The sequence below is a fragment of the Streptomyces pallidus (ex Mingjun et al. 2026) genome, assembly GCF_051550185.1.
In the GTDB taxonomy this organism is placed as follows: domain Bacteria; phylum Actinomycetota; class Actinomycetes; order Streptomycetales; family Streptomycetaceae; genus Streptomyces.
In genome coordinates, this window is record NZ_CP196182.1 from 649,093 (window position 1) to 665,486 (window position 16,394).

At 73.9% G+C, this 16,394-nt stretch carries 13 protein-coding genes; 10 read left to right on the forward strand and 3 right to left on the reverse strand.

Features of this window, described 5'->3' with window-relative positions; translation table 11 throughout:
* The first annotated feature begins 111 nt into the window (after nucleotides 1–111).
* Both ACSHWO_RS37690 and ACSHWO_RS37695 read left to right on the forward strand, forming a co-directional pair.
* Nucleotides 112–549, forward strand: coding sequence for a hypothetical protein (locus ACSHWO_RS37690; protein WP_438319766.1), 438 nt, complete (start codon nucleotides 112–114; stop codon nucleotides 547–549).
* Nucleotides 550–767: 218 nt separating this feature from the next.
* A complete protein-coding gene (locus tag ACSHWO_RS37695; RefSeq protein ID WP_438319767.1) occupies nucleotides 768–1,718 on the forward strand; it encodes an aminotransferase class IV in 951 nt (316 codons plus the stop codon).
* Here ACSHWO_RS37695 and ACSHWO_RS37700 read toward each other — a convergent pair.
* The 3 genes from ACSHWO_RS37700 to ACSHWO_RS37710 form a co-directional block, all read right to left on the reverse strand.
* Entirely contained in the window at nucleotides 1,687–1,998 is a 312-nt protein-coding gene (locus tag ACSHWO_RS37700; protein ID WP_438319768.1) for a hypothetical protein, read from the reverse strand. The two genes, ACSHWO_RS37695 and ACSHWO_RS37700, sit on opposite strands and share 32 nt — an antisense overlap.
* 175 nt (nucleotides 1,999–2,173) lie before the next feature.
* A complete protein-coding gene (locus ACSHWO_RS37705; RefSeq protein ID WP_438319769.1) occupies nucleotides 2,174–2,998 on the reverse strand; it encodes a hypothetical protein in 825 nt (274 codons plus the stop codon).
* A 6-nt stretch (nucleotides 2,999–3,004) separates the two neighbouring features.
* Complete coding sequence (locus ACSHWO_RS37710; protein ID WP_438319770.1) at nucleotides 3,005–4,111, reverse strand: Gfo/Idh/MocA family protein; 1,107 nt, start codon at nucleotides 4,109–4,111, stop codon at nucleotides 3,005–3,007.
* 321 nt (nucleotides 4,112–4,432) lie between these two features.
* Between ACSHWO_RS37710 and ACSHWO_RS37715 the strand changes: the two genes are divergently transcribed.
* Genes ACSHWO_RS37715 through ACSHWO_RS37750 form a run of 8 tightly spaced genes read left to right on the forward strand, consistent with a single transcriptional unit; the run spans nucleotide 4,433 to nucleotide 16,394 of the window.
* Nucleotides 4,433–5,272, forward strand: a complete 840-nt coding sequence (locus ACSHWO_RS37715) for a transketolase (protein WP_438319771.1) — start codon at nucleotides 4,433–4,435, stop codon at nucleotides 5,270–5,272.
* On the forward strand, nucleotides 5,269–6,213 hold the full coding sequence (locus ACSHWO_RS37720; protein WP_438319772.1) for a transketolase family protein: 945 nt from the start codon (nucleotides 5,269–5,271) through the stop codon (nucleotides 6,211–6,213). The genes ACSHWO_RS37715 and ACSHWO_RS37720 overlap by 4 nt, the downstream gene beginning before the upstream one ends.
* Nucleotides 6,210–7,472 (forward strand): hypothetical protein, encoded by a 1,263-nt coding sequence (locus tag ACSHWO_RS37725; protein ID WP_438319773.1) that lies wholly within the window; start codon nucleotides 6,210–6,212, stop codon nucleotides 7,470–7,472. The genes ACSHWO_RS37720 and ACSHWO_RS37725 overlap by 4 nt, the downstream gene beginning before the upstream one ends.
* A complete protein-coding gene (locus ACSHWO_RS37730) occupies nucleotides 7,469–8,536 on the forward strand; it encodes a hypothetical protein (protein WP_438319774.1) in 1,068 nt (355 codons plus the stop codon). The genes ACSHWO_RS37725 and ACSHWO_RS37730 overlap by 4 nt, the downstream gene beginning before the upstream one ends.
* Nucleotides 8,529–10,016: an FAD-dependent oxidoreductase gene (locus ACSHWO_RS37735; RefSeq protein WP_361098544.1), complete on the forward strand. Its 1,488-nt coding sequence runs from the start codon at nucleotides 8,529–8,531 to the stop codon at nucleotides 10,014–10,016. The genes ACSHWO_RS37730 and ACSHWO_RS37735 overlap by 8 nt, the downstream gene beginning before the upstream one ends.
* Nucleotides 10,016–12,451 carry an amino acid adenylation domain-containing protein gene (locus ACSHWO_RS37740; RefSeq protein WP_438319775.1) on the forward strand — a complete coding sequence of 812 codons (2,436 nt, stop codon included), beginning with the start codon at nucleotides 10,016–10,018 and terminating at the stop codon, nucleotides 12,449–12,451. Before ACSHWO_RS37735 ends, ACSHWO_RS37740 begins: the two co-directional genes overlap by 1 nt.
* On the forward strand, nucleotides 12,448–15,555 hold the full coding sequence (locus ACSHWO_RS37745; protein WP_438319776.1) for a type I polyketide synthase: 3,108 nt from the start codon (nucleotides 12,448–12,450) through the stop codon (nucleotides 15,553–15,555). Before ACSHWO_RS37740 ends, ACSHWO_RS37745 begins: the two co-directional genes overlap by 4 nt.
* Nucleotides 15,552–16,394 (forward strand): 3-hydroxyacyl-CoA dehydrogenase family protein, encoded by an 843-nt coding sequence (locus ACSHWO_RS37750; RefSeq protein ID WP_438319777.1) that lies wholly within the window; start codon nucleotides 15,552–15,554, stop codon nucleotides 16,392–16,394. Before ACSHWO_RS37745 ends, ACSHWO_RS37750 begins: the two co-directional genes overlap by 4 nt.

Consider the following 16,394-nt stretch of genomic DNA (forward strand, 5'->3'; position numbering starts at 1 on the left):
TTGGAACGGGCACGGTCGGCGAGGACGCAGAAGCGCGTTGTCCAGCCAGCCCTGACGGTCGGCCTCGGAGAGCCGGTCCAGCCCATTATGAACGACCGGGCGCCGGCTCCGATGTACGCAACGGCCACGCGCAGGCGGGTCGTCATCGGAGCCCAGCTACTGCTCACCGCAGCCGGCTTCGCCGCCTGGGCGACCACGATCTTCAGCGATGCGCGCTGGCCGCTGTTCGCCATGCTGGCCGTGCTCCCGCTCTGGGTGGTGGCCACCGGCGTCATCAACGGAGCCACCCGCGGACTGCTGGAACTGCGCGGTCGGATGCTGGACGAGCGTCAGGTCGCCGAGCGGGACCGCGTCCATGCCGTTGCCCACCGGATCACCGGGGTGCTCCTGCTGCTGGCGGCGGTCGGCGCGGGTGCGGCCGGATGGTTCGGGGACGTGCGGGTCGAAGGCCTGGTTTCACCGGTGCTGTTCGCCGTCCTCGCCGTGCACCTGCTGATGCCGCTCTGGGTGGCTGGTCTGCGGATCCAGGACGACCCCGCCGAGGACTGAACCGCCACTGTCGTGACGCCGACCACTTGAACCACCCATCCCGACCAAGCCAGTCCCCCCGCTCGGCGCCCGATCCCGGCCCGCTTCCTTCCTGCGCCGCGCCATTCCCTCGAACTTGACTCCCATTGTGACTGCCTTGACAGTCATGACTGATGAAATTTAGGATCCGGTCCAGGCTCTACGCGAGCTCGCGTTCAGTTTCGCCGAGAGGGGTACGTGTGTCTTCCGAATATGGGCGTTTGATTTGGCGCAACGGCACTTTCCTGCCGTGGGAAGAAGCGACGGTCCACATCAGTTCCGTCGGGCACGCCTCGGTCTCCGCCGCTTTCGAAGGCGTGCATTCCTACTGGAGCGGCACGCGCGGGACGCTGCACGGATTCCGGCTCCGTGATCACATGCAGCGGCTGCTGGACTCGCTCCGGCTGAGCTGGCTGGAGCCCGCGTTCGACGCGGACGCGCTCGTCGCGGCCACCGTCGAGCTGCTCGCCTCGTGGCAGACCAGCGGCAAGGACCTCTACGTGCGCCCGTGGGGCTTCGCCGGAGGGACGCACAAGGAGCAGATGGTGCCGCGCGGCACCCCCGCGGAGATCGCCATCGAGACCTGGGAGTTCGAGAGCAAGCTCGGCCGGGGACGCACCTGCACGCTCGCCGTCAGCTCCTGGCCCCGCTTCAACCCCGGTGCCTCACCGGCGTCGATGAAGGTGTTCTCGAACTACCACAACGGCAGGCTGGGCAACGTCGACGCCCGTGCCCGCGGCGCCGACTGGCCCGTCTTCCTCAACGGTTCGGGCAACGTCACCGAGTCGTCCGGCTCGTGCATCGCCCTGGTGAAGGGCGGCCGGATCATCACCCCGGACCTGGCCAGCGGCGTCCTGGACAGCATCACCCGCAAGACCCTGCTCCAGCTCGCCGAGGAGGAACTCGGCCTGCCCGTCGAGGTCCGGCCCGTGGAGCGGACGGAGCTGTACCTCGCAGACGAGATCTTCCTGATGGGAACCGCGGCCGAGGTGCTGCCCGCCGTGGAGGTCGACGGCTTCGCCCTCGGCGACGGCAAGACCGCGGGGGAGATCACGCGGGCGCTGGAATCCTGCTACCACGACACGGTCCGCGCCGTCACCGGCAAGCACGACGAGTGGCTCACGCCGGTTCCGGCGGCGCCGGCACGCTGAAGCGCGGTTCGGCGAAGCGCGGTTCGGCCGTACGGATGCGAGCGGCGTAGAGCGCCGGGTCGAGGCCCAGTACGCGGAAGCCGGCCAGTCGTACGAGCAGCACCGGATGCGCCCCGCGGCGGTAGAGGGCGGCGACGTCGCCCCGGAGCAGTTCGTCGCGCTCCTCCGCGGTCAGCGGACGGCGCGCGAGCTCCCGCCGCGGGTCCGTCCGCAGCCGTTCCAGGGTTTCCGGCTCGTGCGCGACGTCGTAGCAGAGCCGGTCGATCGCATGGACGCTCATCAGTGGGTCCTTTCGTCCTCTTCTTGACGTGTTCCTTCGTGACCTGTTCCTTCGTGCGGCCCGTCCACGGCCCGCCCGCTCCTGTCCCCTTCCCCCGCCGCACCTCTGCTCCTCGGCTCCGGAACGCGTCCACCGCGTTCCGGAGCCGCAGGCGTTGCCCGTGCCGTGCGGCCGTTCAGGCGGGACCCCACGCTGCGAAGGCGTGCCCCTCGCCGTCCCGGTGGTCCATGTGGGCGACGGACAGGTCCGCGGCCATCTCGGCGGCCGCTATCCACGGCAGGATCTCGCCGGCGACCGTTCCGGCCTCCTCGATGCGCCGCTCCGTGGTCTCGGCCACGAGCCCGTCCAGGTCACCCCGGTGCAGCCGGTCGGCGACGGTACGGGCCCAGGTCGGCCTCGGAACGCCGTACAAGCGGTCGGGCAGCATGCGCGGGCCGCCCACCTCCAGCGAGAAGCTGCCGCTGGCGACGACGGCGATGCGACGGCCCGGCAGGTCCTCCAGGGCGTTGCGCAGCACCCGGCCGAGCCGTCTGCAGCGCTCGGCGGAGGGCCTGGGCGCCACCATGCCGTTCAGGTACACGGGTACGACGGGCAGCCGGCGCGCGTTGAGGAAGTGCAGCGGCACGACGACGGAGTGGTCGACCGAGTGGCTGCGCAGGGCCACCGGGTCGAAGTCCTGGCGGACCAGTCCGCGGTGGAGCCGCGTCCCGACGCCCCTGTCGAGGGCGTACGAGGTGGGGGAGACGCCCGGGACGTCGTCGTTGGGGCCGCTGGCGCTGTCCCCGGTGGCGACGGCGAACGTCGGCCACATGTCGGGGGTGAAGGTGTTGATGTGGTCGCAGGTGAGGACGACGAGAACGTCGGCGTCCGCCCGTGCGACCACCTCGTCGACCGCCGCGTAGCGCCGCGCGAGCTCCGCCCCGGCGGCCGTGTCGGCGCGGGCCAGCGCGGGGAAGCCCGGGGTGTGCGGGACCCCGGCGACGGCGACGATGTCAGCCATCCTCCGTCACCCGCCCAGTGCCGTCGCCGCGGCCGCCGGCACGGCGTGCCCCGACACGGGCGCAGCCGTGGAGCCGCCGGGCGCCGTGCCCTCGGAGCGGGCCGTGCGGTAGATGTCCCGGAGCAGCCGCAGGGTGCCGAGCCCCGCCGCGCCGTCGGCCGCCATGGTGTGCCCGTCGCGGATCGCGGCGGCGAAGTCGGCGATCTGTCGGCGGTGCGAGATGCCGTAGTAGCCGATGCCGGCGGGGGCCGGTGCCTTCTGCGCGCCCACTTCGCGCGCCGCCGCCCGCAGGGCGTCGCCGCCCTCGGCGAGGTGCAGCGTCCCGGGGTGGTCCAGGTCGAAGAGGACCGAGCCCTCGGTGCCCACGAGTTCGATCCGGGTGCGCCAGGTGATGCTGCTGGCGACCGTGACCTGGTACGTCACCAGCGCGTCCTGCGGGCCCCGCAGGACGGCCGCCAGCGTGTCCTCCGTCTCCATGCCGCCCCGGGGTGCCGTGTGCCCGACGGCCGCGCCGACGACGGCGAGGCCACCGGTGAGCCAGCGCGTCACGTCGAGGGCGTGGTAGCCCTGGTTGACCAGGGCGGAGCCGCCCTCGCCGGCGAAGGTGCCGCGCCAGTAGCTGTCGGCGTAGTAGGAGTCGTCACGGCCGCACTGGAGGCTGACGGTGCCGGACACGAGCTGCCCGAGGAGGCCGTCGGCCAACCAGTCGCGCACGGCGCGGACCACCGGGTCGTAGCGGTGCTGTGAGACGACCGACAGGACGCGGCCGGCGCGTTCGGCGAGAGCCGTCAGGGCGGCCCCTTCCTCGACGGTCATGGCCAGCGGCTTCTCGACCAGGACGTGTTTGCCTGCCTCCAGTGCTGCGGCGGCCAGCTCGTAGTGCTGGGCGTGGTCGACGGTGATGGAGACGCTGTCGACCACGGGGTCGGCCAGGACGTCCCGCACGTGCGAGGTCACCTGCGGCAGTCCGTACTCCCGGGCCAGGGCCCGGGCCCGGGAGAGGTCGCGATCGCACGCCCAGCGCAGTTCGGCGCCCGGTAGCGCGGAAAATCCGTCGACGTGGTTGGGCGCTACTCGCCCGCAGCCCACCACGGCATGAACGAGGGGTTTCACGGAGAACTCCTAGGTCTCGCGGTTGCCCGCCGGGCGGCAGCACGAAAAAGGGCACAGCAGGCGGGCTTCTCGACTTAAGTCAATGCCACGCGACTTCTGAATGTCAATGTGCACTTCCCTTCTCCGCGCGCCCGGAGGGGCAGTTTAGTGACTACATTAGTGACTCGGCTTGACAGGAGATCGTGAAGCGGCTTGACTCTGCCTCGCCCGGCATGGGGACGCTGCCTCGGAGGCCGCCCCGGAGCTCCCGCAGTGCGTCTGCGCCGGGCCGATACGCACCCCGACCACGAGCCGCCCCGTCGCGGCAGACCGGAGGACGTCGTGCTCCATCCCGACGAACTGGCCCGGCGTGCCCGGCGGAGAGTCGTCGAACTGGCCGCACGCAAGCCGGTTCACCTCGGCGCCGCGCTGTCCATGACCGACCTGCTCGCCGTCCTCTACACCCGAGGCCTGCGATACCGCCCGGACCGGCCCGATTGGACCGACCGGGACCTGCTCGTCCTCAGCAAGGGCCACGGCGCCTACGGCCTGTACGCGGTCCTCGCCGAACTCGGCGTCATCACGACGGACCTCGCCGATCTGCCCGGCCACCCCTCCGATGCCGTACCCGGCGTCGAGGCGGCGACCGGCGCCCTCGGCCACGGCCTGTCCCTCGGCTGCGGCATGGCCCTCGGCGCGCGGCTGGCGGGACGCGACCAGCGGGTCGTCGTCGTCACCGGCGACGGCGAACTCGACGAAGGGAGCAACTGGGAGGCCGCGCAGTTCGCCGCCCACCACCGCCTCGACAACCTCCTCGCCGTCGTGGACCGCAACCGGCTCCAACAGGAGGGCGACACCGAGACCGTCAACGCCCTCGAACCGCTCGCCGACAAGTGGCGGGCGTTCGGCTGGCAGGTCGCCGAGGCCGACGGGCACGACACCGGCGCCGTCACCGACGCCCTCGCCGTGCTCCGGGCCGGCGACGGACCCGCCGTGCTCCTCGCCCACACGGTCAAGGGCAAGGGCGTTCCCTTCGCCGAAGGCGATCCCGCCTGGCACATGGGCCAGCTGGACGCCGCGCAGCACCGGACGGCCCTCGCCGCCCTCGACGGACCCGCTGCCCCCGCCCCCACCCTTGCTCCCATCCCCGTCCTTGCCGCCGCGCGAGGTGAGCAGCCGTGACCACCGCACCGCTCACCATGCGTGCCGCGCTGGCCGCGGCCCTGACCGAGGCCGTCGACGCGGACCCCGCACTGGTCACCCTGGGCGCCGACGGACAGGCCCTGTTCCAGGGAGTCATGGCCCGCCACCCGCGCCGGTACGTCGACGTCGGCATCGCCGAGGCGAACCTCGTCGGAGTCGCCGCCGGCCTCGCCCGCAGCGGCATGCGCCCCGTGGCGGCCGCGATGGCACCCTTCCTCGTCCGGCGGGCGTACGAACAGCTGCGCCTCGACGTGTGCGTGCCGGCGCTGCCCGTGGTCTTCCTCGGCGTCGGCGGCGGACTGGGCTACGGCCACCTCGGCCCCACCCACCACGCCACCGACGACATCACCCTCATGTCGGCGCTGCCCCACATGAGCGTCCACTGCCCCGCCGACGCCGCCGACGCGGTGTCCGTGCTGCGCACCCTGCTCCCGGCCGACGGTCCCGCGTACGTACGGCTCTCCGCGCGCGCCGACCCGGTGCTGCCCGCCGAGGCCTCCCACGGCGACCCGCGCACCCCCCGCCTGCTGCGCGCCGGGGACGACGTACTGCTGCTGGCCACCGGCCGCTGCGTGGCCGAGGCGCTCGCCGCGGCCGACGCCCTCGCCGACGACGGTGTGGATGCCGCCGTCGCCTCGGTGACCGCCCTCCACCCCTTCCCCCGGGAGGCCGTACGGGCGCTGGCCCGCGACCGGGCGCTCGTCGTCACCGCCGCGGAGTCCTTGGGCCCGGGCGGCCTGGGGGACCGCACCGCCCTGACGCTCGGCCGTGAAGGCCCCCCGTTGGTGCGTCTGGAGACCGACCACCGCCACCCACCGGTCGCGTCCCACGAAGACCTTCTCCACTTCTACGGCGTGGACGGCCGCGGCATCCGGTCCGCCGTGCTCGGTCAACTCACCAGGAACACGAGGAAAGCGTGACGATGAGGATCCTCTCCAGCGCCCAGGCCTGCGGATTCGGGCCCGTCTCCAAACTGGTCGCCATCACCCCGCTGCTCGCCGGCAGCAGGGTCGACTTCGTCGGCCAGGACGTCGCACTCGACTTCGCGCGGCGGCACAGCCACCGCTTCCACCGCATCACCGAAGGCGACACCCGCCGCCACGAGGACGTGGCACAGCCCCTCGCCGACGCCGATCTCGTGGTCAGCGTCATGGACGCCGAGCTGGTCTTCCGGGCGGTACGCGCCGAGGTCCCCGTGCTCTTCTTCGACAGCCTCCTCGGCTTCTGGCTGACCGACCGCTCCTTCGAGGAGCTGGCGGCGCGCGCACAGCTCGTCCGCTGGGCCGACGACGACACGGCCCGCTACGTCTTCGACTCGCTCGCCCCGCACGAGCGCATCCTGGTCGCCCACCTCCTCGCCCGGCGGTCCTACGCGCAGAACTTCCCCGGTGTGCCCGCCCGCATCGCCGCCCTGGCCGAGGCGGGTGCCGACCACATCGAGCTGTGCGGTCCCATCGTCGACCGCAACGCCTTGGAGAGCGCCCTCACCGAGCCGCCGCCGGAGCGGCCGGCCGGCCTCCTGATCAACCTCGGCGGCTTCCAGAACTTCTTCCTCGACTACGAGTCCCACAACGCCTACCTCGACGTCCTGCGCCGCTGGGTCGCCGAACTGGCCGCGGCCCGCCCCGAACTGGGCCGCATCCTGGTCTGCGGCGGAGCGTTCCGCCAACCCGTCACCGAGACCCACGGCGGGGTCGAGGTCGAGTACGCCTTCCTGCCCCAGACGGAATTCCTCCGGCACCTCGCCCACGCTCCGCTCTACGCCGTGCCGCCGAGCCTCACCTCGCTGCACGAGGCCGTCATCCTGCGCCGGCTGCCGCTGCTGCTCCCCGAGCAGCACTACGGCCACATCGCCAACCTGCGCGCCCTGCGCGGCACCGTCGTCGGCGACATCGCGGCCAGCCTCACCGACCTCGGCGGCAGGTTCGACGTCCCCGAGGACGACCTGGAGGGCACCAAGGCCCTCGACCGGCTCACCCGCGAACTCCTGCACGACGAGTCCGGCTACCGCCACCTCGTCGATCACCTGGACGCACGCCTGACCGCCTACCAGGAGCTGACCGCCCAGGAACGCCAGGCCGCCGTCGACGAACTCGGCGCCCTGCTCGGCGGACCCGCGCTGGCAGACCTGCTCGACCGCGCCGACGCGGCCCTCGCCCCCGCCGGGAGCAACTCATGACCCGCACCCCCGTCCCGCACCCTCCCACCTCCTCCGCTTCCGCCCCCGCCCCCGCCTCCTTCGCCCCGGTCCCCGCCGACCTCGCCGACCTCACCGAACGGACCGTCGACACCGGCGAGGTCGCGCGGCTGATGCTCGCCGCGCACCTGGAGCGCACCGGCGCCCCCGAGCCCGGCCCCGACCGGGTGCGGACCACCACGTGGACTCCGGCCGGCGCCCGCAAGATCCGCCGTCGCACCTTCGTCCAGCTCGACGTCGACGACGTGCCCGTCGCCGTGGCCAAGGTCCCGCTGTCCGTCACCGATCCGAAACTCGCCCGCGAGCTGGAGGTCCTGCGCGGCTTCCCCGCACCCGCGCCGCTCGGAAGCCCGGTGCCCCTGGACGCCCTGTGCGGCGGGTTCACGATGACCCACCTGCCCGGCACCGACCTGCCCACCGCCGTCGCGGGCACCGACGGGCCCCACACGCTGTGGCAGGTCCTGCGGCCCGCCGTCGAACGGGTCGCCGAGCTGCACCTGTCGGGGAAGCGGGACCCGGCCGCCCCGGAGCGCGCCCTCCAGACGGCCGCCGCGTACGTCCGCGAACCCGAGTTCGGCGTCCCGTACGCCGACGAGGCGCTGCGCACGGCCCTGCTGGCGCCCACCCACGGCGACCTGGGCCCGTGGAACGTGCGCTACGACGTCCGCGACGGGTCGGCCAGGGTCCTGGACTTCGAGGACTTCCGCGCCACCGGCATCGCCGCCATGGACATCGTGAACCTGCTCGTCACCACGGCCCTCCCGGTCTTCCCCGACTACCCGGAACACGGCTTCGACTGGCTCTACGACCAGGTCTTCGCCTCGAACCACTGGTTCCGGTCCGTACTGGAGCAGGGCCTGGACCACTACGCGACGCTCACCGGGCAGCACCCCGGCCGCGTCCTCGACCTGCTGCCCTTCACCTGCCAGTGGCTCATCGAGCGCATCGAGGCCGAGGGCCGGGACACCAGCGGTCTCTTCTACCGCACCTTCGTCGAGCGCTACCTGGAGCGACGACCCGCGGCCTTCGGGAGCAACCATGTCTGAGCAGGTCCGCACCACCCCTGCGGACGCCGTCGTCATCGGGGGCGGCCCCGCCGGACTGTTCGCCGCGCTGACCCTGGTCAGGGCGGGCCGACGCGTCGTCCTCCTCGAAGCCGGCGGCGACATGGGCGAAAGCCTGTGCCCCCGCCTCGTGGCGCGCATGGACGGGCGCACGGTCCGCGACGCGGAGAAGTTCCGCCTGCAGTGCCCGCGCTGCACCTGCCTCACCGGACTCGGCGGCGCCGCCTTCCACTTCGACACCAACCTCGGATACATCTCCTCGCTGACCCGCTCCAAGATCGAGTCGGCGCCCGACGGGACGGTCCGCTCCTACAGCGGTCTGGAACGCGCCCTCGGCTCCTTCGACCGCGCGCAGGACCTCATCTCCGAGGCGTACCGGATCCTGTACGAGCTGGGGCTCCCGCCCGCCGGACCGCCGCACGAGCCGGACGACTCCCTCCTCGGCGACGGCACCGTCTTCCAGCACGTCGACACCGCGTACTCGCAGAGCGTCACCGTGGACGACTCCCTCGTCGTCATCGCCCGCCTCAAGGCCGAACTCGAACGCGGCGGCGGCAGCGTCCTGCTGCACCACCGGGCCACCGACGTCGAACCGCTGACCGGCGGCGGGTTCCGGGTCAGCGCCGACACCCCCCGCGGGCCCGCCGCGTTCCGGGCCGAGGACGTCATCGTCGGCGTCGGCAAACTGGGCCTGCCCTGGGTGCGCGACCTCGCCGGCCGCATCGGCGTACGCCACCGGCCCAGCAGCCGGGTCGACCTGGGCGTGCGGCTGGAAGCCGGCCGGCAGGACCTCGCACCCCTCCTGGACGGCTGCCACAACCCCAAGCTGTCCTTCCTCAACGAGGAGGGCCACTCGGTCCGGACGTTCTGCGTGTGCGAGGGCGGCCGGGTCATGCAGTACGGCTTCCTCGACGCCGTCGCGCTCGACGGACAGCACTGCCTGAACCAGCCCACGACCAAGTCCAACCTCGGCATCCTCACCACCGTCGACCTGCCCGAGGGGACCGACGGCACCGAACACGCCGGCGCCTTCGCACGGCGCGTCGCCGCGTACGGCGGTGGCCGGCCCGTCGTCAGCACCGTCGACGAACTGTCGGGACGGCCCGCCCCGGAAGGACCGCTCGCCACCAGCCTCATCAGCTACCACCACGGCGACCTGCGCGACTGCCTGCCCGCGTCCATCGTCCGCGACGTCCTCGCCATGGTCGGTCGGCTCAACACCCTTCACCCCGGGCTCGTCCCGGGCACCGCCACGGTCGCGGCACCCGTCGTCGAACGCCTCTTTCCCGACCTGGACCTCTCCGACGACCTGGAGTCGTCCGTGCCGGGGCTGTACTTCGTCGGCGACAGCTCCTCGAAGATCATCGGCATCACGTACGGCGCGGCCACCGGCATGGCCGCGGCCCGCTCCGTGCTGCGCCGCGGCGCCACCGCGGGCCCGGCGACGGGCGGGGGGCACTGATGATCGTCCTGCCGCACCGCATACCCGCCACGGCGCAGCCGCACTACGCACACCGCACCACCCCGCTGTCCGCGCCGGCGGCCGCCCTGCTCGACGGCCCTGGCGGCCACCTGGCGCTCGCCGCCCTCAGCCACCTGCTCCTCCACCGCTACGGAACCGGCTGGGACGTCGTCGGCGCCCCCGGCGGCACTTCCGTGCGCTACGTCTGCGCCGAGGACCGGGAGACGGGCACCCTGGCGGCACTCACCGGAGCAGCGCGTCCGGTCGACGCGGGCCTGCCGGCCGACGGCGAGCCGTACGTGGCCGTACTGCCCGCCCGGCCGGTCACCACCCCGCCGGCCGCCGTCGGGCGACCCGTCTGGACCGCCGCCGCGGAGGGCACCGCCCTGCACCTCACCTACGACCGCGCCGTCGTGGACGCCACCACCGCAGCACGCGTGGCCCGGCACCTGGCCCTGCTCGCCCACCACACGGCGCAGCGGCCCCTGACCACCGCGGGCACCGTCGACCTGCTCCTGCCGGACGAGCGGGAGCTGCTGCTGGACACCTGGAACGCCCCGCACACCCCCCACGCGGACACCACCCTGCACCGCATGGTCCGCGAGCAGGCCGCCCGCACACCCGACGCGATCGCCCTGCGGGACGGCGCCACCGAGCTGACGTACGGCGAGCTCGACGCCGCCTCCGACCGGTTCGCCCACCGGCTGCGCCCGCACGTGCGCGAACCCGGTGACCTCGTGGTGCTCACCGGCGACCGGGACCTCTCCCTCTTCACGGCCGTCCTCGGCACGTGGAAGGCCGGGGCCGGCTTCGTCCACCTCGACCCGCACCTGCCCGACCCGCGGGCCGAAGAGATCCTCCGCCTCACCGCTCCCGTCGCAACGCTCGCCACGACGACCGGTCACCGCGCCGTCGCCGACCGGGCCCTCGACGTCGCCGCCCTCCTCGACCCGGCGCCGCCCGCCGGTGAGCCCGGTGAGCCCGGCGCACCCGCCGACCCGGCTCGCCCCGACACCACGGCCTACGTGCTGTTCACCTCCGGCAGCACTGGCACCCCCAAGGGCGTCGTCCGCCCGCACCGCATGCACACCTCGCGCATCCGGCTGGAGCAGGCGATGTACGGCATGGGACCGGAGGACCGGCACCTGCTCAAGTCGGCGATCAGCTTCCGGGAGTTCGCCTGGCCGCTGGCGACCGGCGGCACCGCGGTGCTGGCCGCGCCCGGCCGGGACAGGGACGACCGCTACCTCGCGGAACTCATCCGCGACCAGCGCATCACCACCGTCAGCTTCGTGCCCTCCATGCTGCGGCTGCTGCTCACCCAGCCCGCGTTCCGGACGGCGCCCGCGCTGCGCCACGTCTTCGTCGGCGGTGAGGCACTCGGGCAGGACCTGGAGGACGAACTGCGCGGCCTCGGCTTCGAGGTCCACAACACGTACACCCTCAGCGAGGCCGACTACGTGTGCCACCGCACCGGACCGCTCACCGCCCCCCGGCCCGCGAACGCGGTCGGTACGGTCGTCGGCATCCCCCTCGACATGCGGATCTACCTCTGCGACGCGGCGGGCCGGCTCGTACCGCCCGGTACCGTCGGGGAGATCCACACCGGCGGCCCCGGACTGGCCGACGGCTACCTCGGCCGCCCCGACCTGACCGCCGACCGCTTCCGCCCCAACCGGGTGGACCCCGCCGGGCCCGAGGTGCTCTTCCGCACCGGAGACCTCGCCCGCCACCTGCCCGACGGCCAGGTCGAGTACCTCGGACGCGCCGACGACCAGGTCAAGGTGCGCGGGCAACGGGTCGAGCCCGCCGAGGTGGAGACCGCGCTGCGGGCACACCCCGGCATCGCCGACGCGGCCGTCGTCGGCATTCCCGACCCCGACCAGGGAGCCGTCCTCGTCGCCTACGTCGTACCCGAGCACGACGAGGTGCCGCCCCAGCGGCTGCGCGACCATCTCGCCGGCCGGCTGCCGGACTTCATGGTGCCCGCCCACCTGGCTTCGGTCCCCGCCCTGCCCCTGCTCGACAGCGGCAAGGTCGACCGCAAGGCGCTGCGCGTCCCACCCCGCACCCGCCCCGACCTCGACACGCCGTACACCCCGCCCAGCACGCCCGACCAGGAGAGGGCCGCCGCCCTGATGGCCCGCGTCCTCGGCCTGGCCGCCGTCGGCATCGACGACGACTTCTTCGCCCTGGGCGGCGACTCCCTGCGCCTGATGCTGCTGCGCGGCGCCCTGGAGTCGGCCTGCGGACACGAGATCGCCCTCGCCGACGTCTTCGCCGCCCGTACCCCGCGCGGCCACGCCCGTCTCCTCGGCGACGCGACCGGCACCGTCCCGGCCCGCCGCCCTGCCGAACGGCGGCGCCCGCCGCAGCGCAGGAGCACCGCCCCGACCGCCCGCACCCGCTCGTCCGAAGGAGGCGAACCGCGATGAAGGCGCCCCGGCCCGGCCACCCCGCCGTGGGCCCCGCCGCCCCGGCACCTGCCCCGGCCCCGGCCCCGGACGACGAGTACGCCGTCGCCATCGTCGGCATGGCCGTACGCCTGCCCGGCTGCGACAGCCTCGACCGCTACTGGGAGATCCTCGCCTCGGGCGAGGACAGCATCACCCGGCGCGCGCACACGTCCGGCCCGTTCGTCCCGGCGTACGGCTCGATCCCCCGCCCCGCCCACTTCGATCCGGCCCGCTTCGGCATCGCCCCCTCCGAAGCCCTGCTCCTCGACCCGCAGCACCGACTGCTGCTGGAGGCAGCCGACGAAGCGCTGGACGCCGCGAACGTCGACCGCGTCCGCACCCCGGCCGTCAGCGTCTACGCGGGCGTCGGCCACAACGACTACGAACGCTGGGTGGGCACCGCACTCGCCGGACACCCCGGCGTCGACGCCCAGGCCCTGGAGGTCACCAACCGGGGGGACTACGCCGCCACCCGCGTCGCCTACCGGCTCGGCCTGCACGGCGCCGCCGTGACCGTGCAGTCCGCCTGCTCCACCGCGCTCACCGCCGTCCACCTCGCCGTGCAGGACCTCCTCGGCCACGGCAGCGACCTCGCCGTCGCCGGGGTCGCCGCCGTGCGCGTCCCGGCGCCGGGCGGATACGACGCGCCGCTCGGCGGCATCGGCTCCCCGGACGGCGTGTGCCGCCCCTTCGACCGTGCGGCCGGTGGCTCCGTACCCGGCGACGGCGCCGGCGCCGTGGTGCTCAAACGCCTCGCCGACGCCGTCCGCGACGGCGACGACATCTGGGCGGTCGTCCGCGGCACCGCCATGAACAACGACGGCTCCGGCAAGTCCGGCTTCGCCGGCGTCGACCCGGCCGCACAAGTCGAAGTCATCCGCGCCGCACTGCACGTCGCGGGACTCGGGCCCGCGGACATCGACTACGTCGAGGCGCACGGCAGCGGCACCCGCATCGGCGACGCCGCCGAGTGGAGCGCGCTCGGCGAGGTCTTCGCCGACGTACCCCACCCCGTCCACGTCGGGGCCGCCAAAGCCGGCCTCGGCCACCTGCGGGAGGCCGCGGGTCTCGCCGGACTCGTCAAGGCCGTGCTGTCGCTGCGGCACGGGCGGCTCGCCGCCACCCCGCACTTCGAGCGGCTGCCCTCCGACCTCGCCCGCAGGGGCGGGCCGTTGCAGCCGCTGGGCGAAGCCCTCGACTGGCCGGTCGCCGAGGGCCGCCCCCGGCGCGCCGGAGTCAGCGCCTTCGGCCTCGGCGGAACCAACTGCCACGTCGTCCTCGAAGAAGCCCCGACCCGCCCGCACGACGCCCGAGGAGGAGCGGACGGCGCGCAGCTGGTGCTGCTCTCCAGCCACCACCCCGACGCCCTGACCGCCGACCTCGCCGCCCTGCGCGACCACCTCGACCGCGACCCGTCCCGCACGGCCGACACCGCCTGGACCACCCAGACCTCGCACCACCGCCACCCGCACCGCGGCTACGCCGTCGTCACGCCCGAAGGCGGCACCGGGGCGGCGTTCGCGGCGGACCGGCTGCGCGTACAGCACGGCCGGGCACCGGCCCGACCGCCCGAGGTCGTCTTCGTCCTGCCCGGCATCGGCAGCCACTACCCCGGCATGGGCGCCGACCTGGCCCGCACCGACCCCGTCTTCGCGGAACACCTGCGGGCCGCCGTCACGATCGCCGACGAACTCACCGACGGAGCCGTCGGCCGGTCCTTCGCCGCACCACGGGCACCCGGGCCCGCCACCGGTGAAGGCGACCGCGTCGACCTGCGCGCCCTGCTGCGCCGGGACGGCGCCCCGCGCCCGCCCCGCCCGGAGCTGCGCCAGGTCCACCTGTCCCTGTTCTGCCTCGAGCACGCCATGGCGCGCACCCTCATCGACCTCGGCATCAGGCCCGCCGCCCTCCTCGGCCACAGCCTGGGGGAGTGGGTGGCCGCCGTGCTGGCCGGCGTCATCGGCCTCGACGACGCCATGGCGGCCGTCGCCCGCCGGGCCGACCTCGTCGTGACGGCCGGGGAAGGCGCCATGCTCGGCGTGCTCGCCCGCGCCGCCGACGTCGAGGAGTACGCCGTCGGCGACACCTGGCTCGCCGCCGACAACGGCCCCGGCCACTGCGTGTTCTCCGGGCGCCCGGCCGCGGTCTCCGCGCTCGCCGACCGGCTGCGCGCCGACGGGTTCACCGTCCTGCCCGTCGCCACCGCGCATCCCTTCCACACACCCCAGCTCACGCGGGCCGCCGACCTGCTCGGCGAGGACCTGCGCGACGTCCGGCTGGGACCGGCGCGCATCCCGATCGCCTCCAGCGTCCTCGGCCGCTGGCTCGACGGGGAGACGCCCGGGCCCTCCTACTGGCGCGACCACATGGTCGGCCGCGTCCGGTTCCGCACCGCCACGGAGCTCGTCCTGAGCCGCCACCGCGTCCTGATCGAGGTCGGCCCCGGCACCGCCCGCCCGTGGCTCGCCCAGAGCGACCCGGACGCCGTGTGCGTACGGACCGTCCGGCAGTCCTACGAGCGCGTGCCCGACCGGCAGGTCCTGCTGGAAGCCCTCGGCGAGCTGTGGACCCACGGCGTCGAGGCCGACTGGGAGCGCCTGCACCCGGCCCCCGGGCGCCGGACGACCCTGCCGCCCCGCACCCTGGTGCGGCGCCGGTACCTCCCGGACACGGTGCCGCCCGCCGACCCCTTCTCGCCCGCCACGTCCACGCCGGCGGTCACCGCGTCCGCGACCGCCGGTGAGACGGACGCACCGGAGCACCGGCCGGAGCCGGCGGTCGAGTCGGCGGCCGAGCCGGCGACGCCCTCGACCGTGGCCGGGTACCTCGCGGAACGCTTCCGCCTCCTGCTCGGCCTGCGCGAGGTCCACCCCGACGACCACTTCTTCCACCTCGGCGGCGACTCGCTGATGGGCGTCCACCTCGTCGCGGGCCTCAAGGAACTCACCGGCAGGGCCGTTCCCCCCTCCATCGTCTTCGCCTCCGCGACCCTCGGCGGCATGACGCGCGAGGTGGAGAACTGGCTGGCCACCCCGGAGCAACCGCAACCGGAGCCCACCGAGAACGAAAGCCGCAGGCCATGACCCCACCCACCATCGGAGTGCTCGGAGCCGGAGTCATCGGATCCAGTGTCGCCCACGCCGCCGCGGCGGCCGGGTACACGGTGACGCTCGTCGACTCCGACGCCGCCGCACTCGACACCGCGCGGGCCGCCGTCCGCCGCCACCGACGCCTCGCCACCCTCCTCGGCGGCGAGCCCGCACCCGCCCCGGACATCCGTGCCACCACCGATCTGGCGGCCCTGGCCGACGTGGGGCTCGTCGTGGAGAACACCACCGAGTCGGAAGCGGCCAAGCGGGCCCTCTACCCGCAGCTGGAGAAGGTCCTCGCCCCCGGCACGACCATCGCCGCCAACACCTCCGCGGTTCCCATCGGCCGGCTCGCCGAACAGCTCGCCGACCCCGGCCGCGTCGTCGGCGTCCACTTCATGAACCCGGTCGACCGGATCGACATGGTCGAAGTCGTGCGCGGCAGCAACACCTCCGACGCGGCCATGCAGGACGTCGACCTGATGCTGCGGCGCCTGGGCAAGAAGGCCGTCGTCGTCCACGACGCGCCCGGCTTCGTCATCAACCGCGTCCTCATGCCGGTCGTCAACCTCGCCGCCGCCGTCGTCGCAGACGGCGTCGCCACCCCGAGCCAGGTCGACGACCTCTTCAAGGGCTGCCTCGGACACACCTCGGGGCCGCTGCGCACCGCCGACCTCATCGGCATCGACACCGTCGTCCGCACCTTGGAGGTGCTGCACGACCACTACGGAACCGACGAGTTCGCCACCCACCCGGCCCTGCGCCGGATGGTCGACCAGGGCCTGCTCGGCACCAAGAGCGGCCGCGGCTTCTACTCCTACGACGGGAACTGA

Bases quoted from the DNA above. Each gene is read 5' to 3' on its own strand.
- ACSHWO_RS37730 (WP_438319774.1), top strand. From the start codon at position 7,469: ATGACCCGCACCCCCGTCCCGCACCCTCCCACCTCCTCCGCTTCCGCC.
- ACSHWO_RS37740 (WP_438319775.1), top strand. From the start codon at position 10,016: ATGATCGTCCTGCCGCACCGCATACCCGCCACGGCGCAGCCGCACTAC.
- ACSHWO_RS37705 (WP_438319769.1), bottom strand. From the start codon at position 2,998: ATGGCTGACATCGTCGCCGTCGCCGGGGTCCCGCACACCCCGGGCTTC.
- ACSHWO_RS37700 (WP_438319768.1), bottom strand. From the start codon at position 1,998: ATGAGCGTCCATGCGATCGACCGGCTCTGCTACGACGTCGCGCACGAG.
- ACSHWO_RS37745 (WP_438319776.1), top strand. From the start codon at position 12,448: ATGAAGGCGCCCCGGCCCGGCCACCCCGCCGTGGGCCCCGCCGCCCCG.
- ACSHWO_RS37735 (WP_361098544.1), top strand. From the start codon at position 8,529: ATGTCTGAGCAGGTCCGCACCACCCCTGCGGACGCCGTCGTCATCGGG.
- ACSHWO_RS37690 (WP_438319766.1), top strand. From the start codon at position 112: ATGTACGCAACGGCCACGCGCAGGCGGGTCGTCATCGGAGCCCAGCTA.
- ACSHWO_RS37750 (WP_438319777.1), top strand. From the start codon at position 15,552: ATGACCCCACCCACCATCGGAGTGCTCGGAGCCGGAGTCATCGGATCC.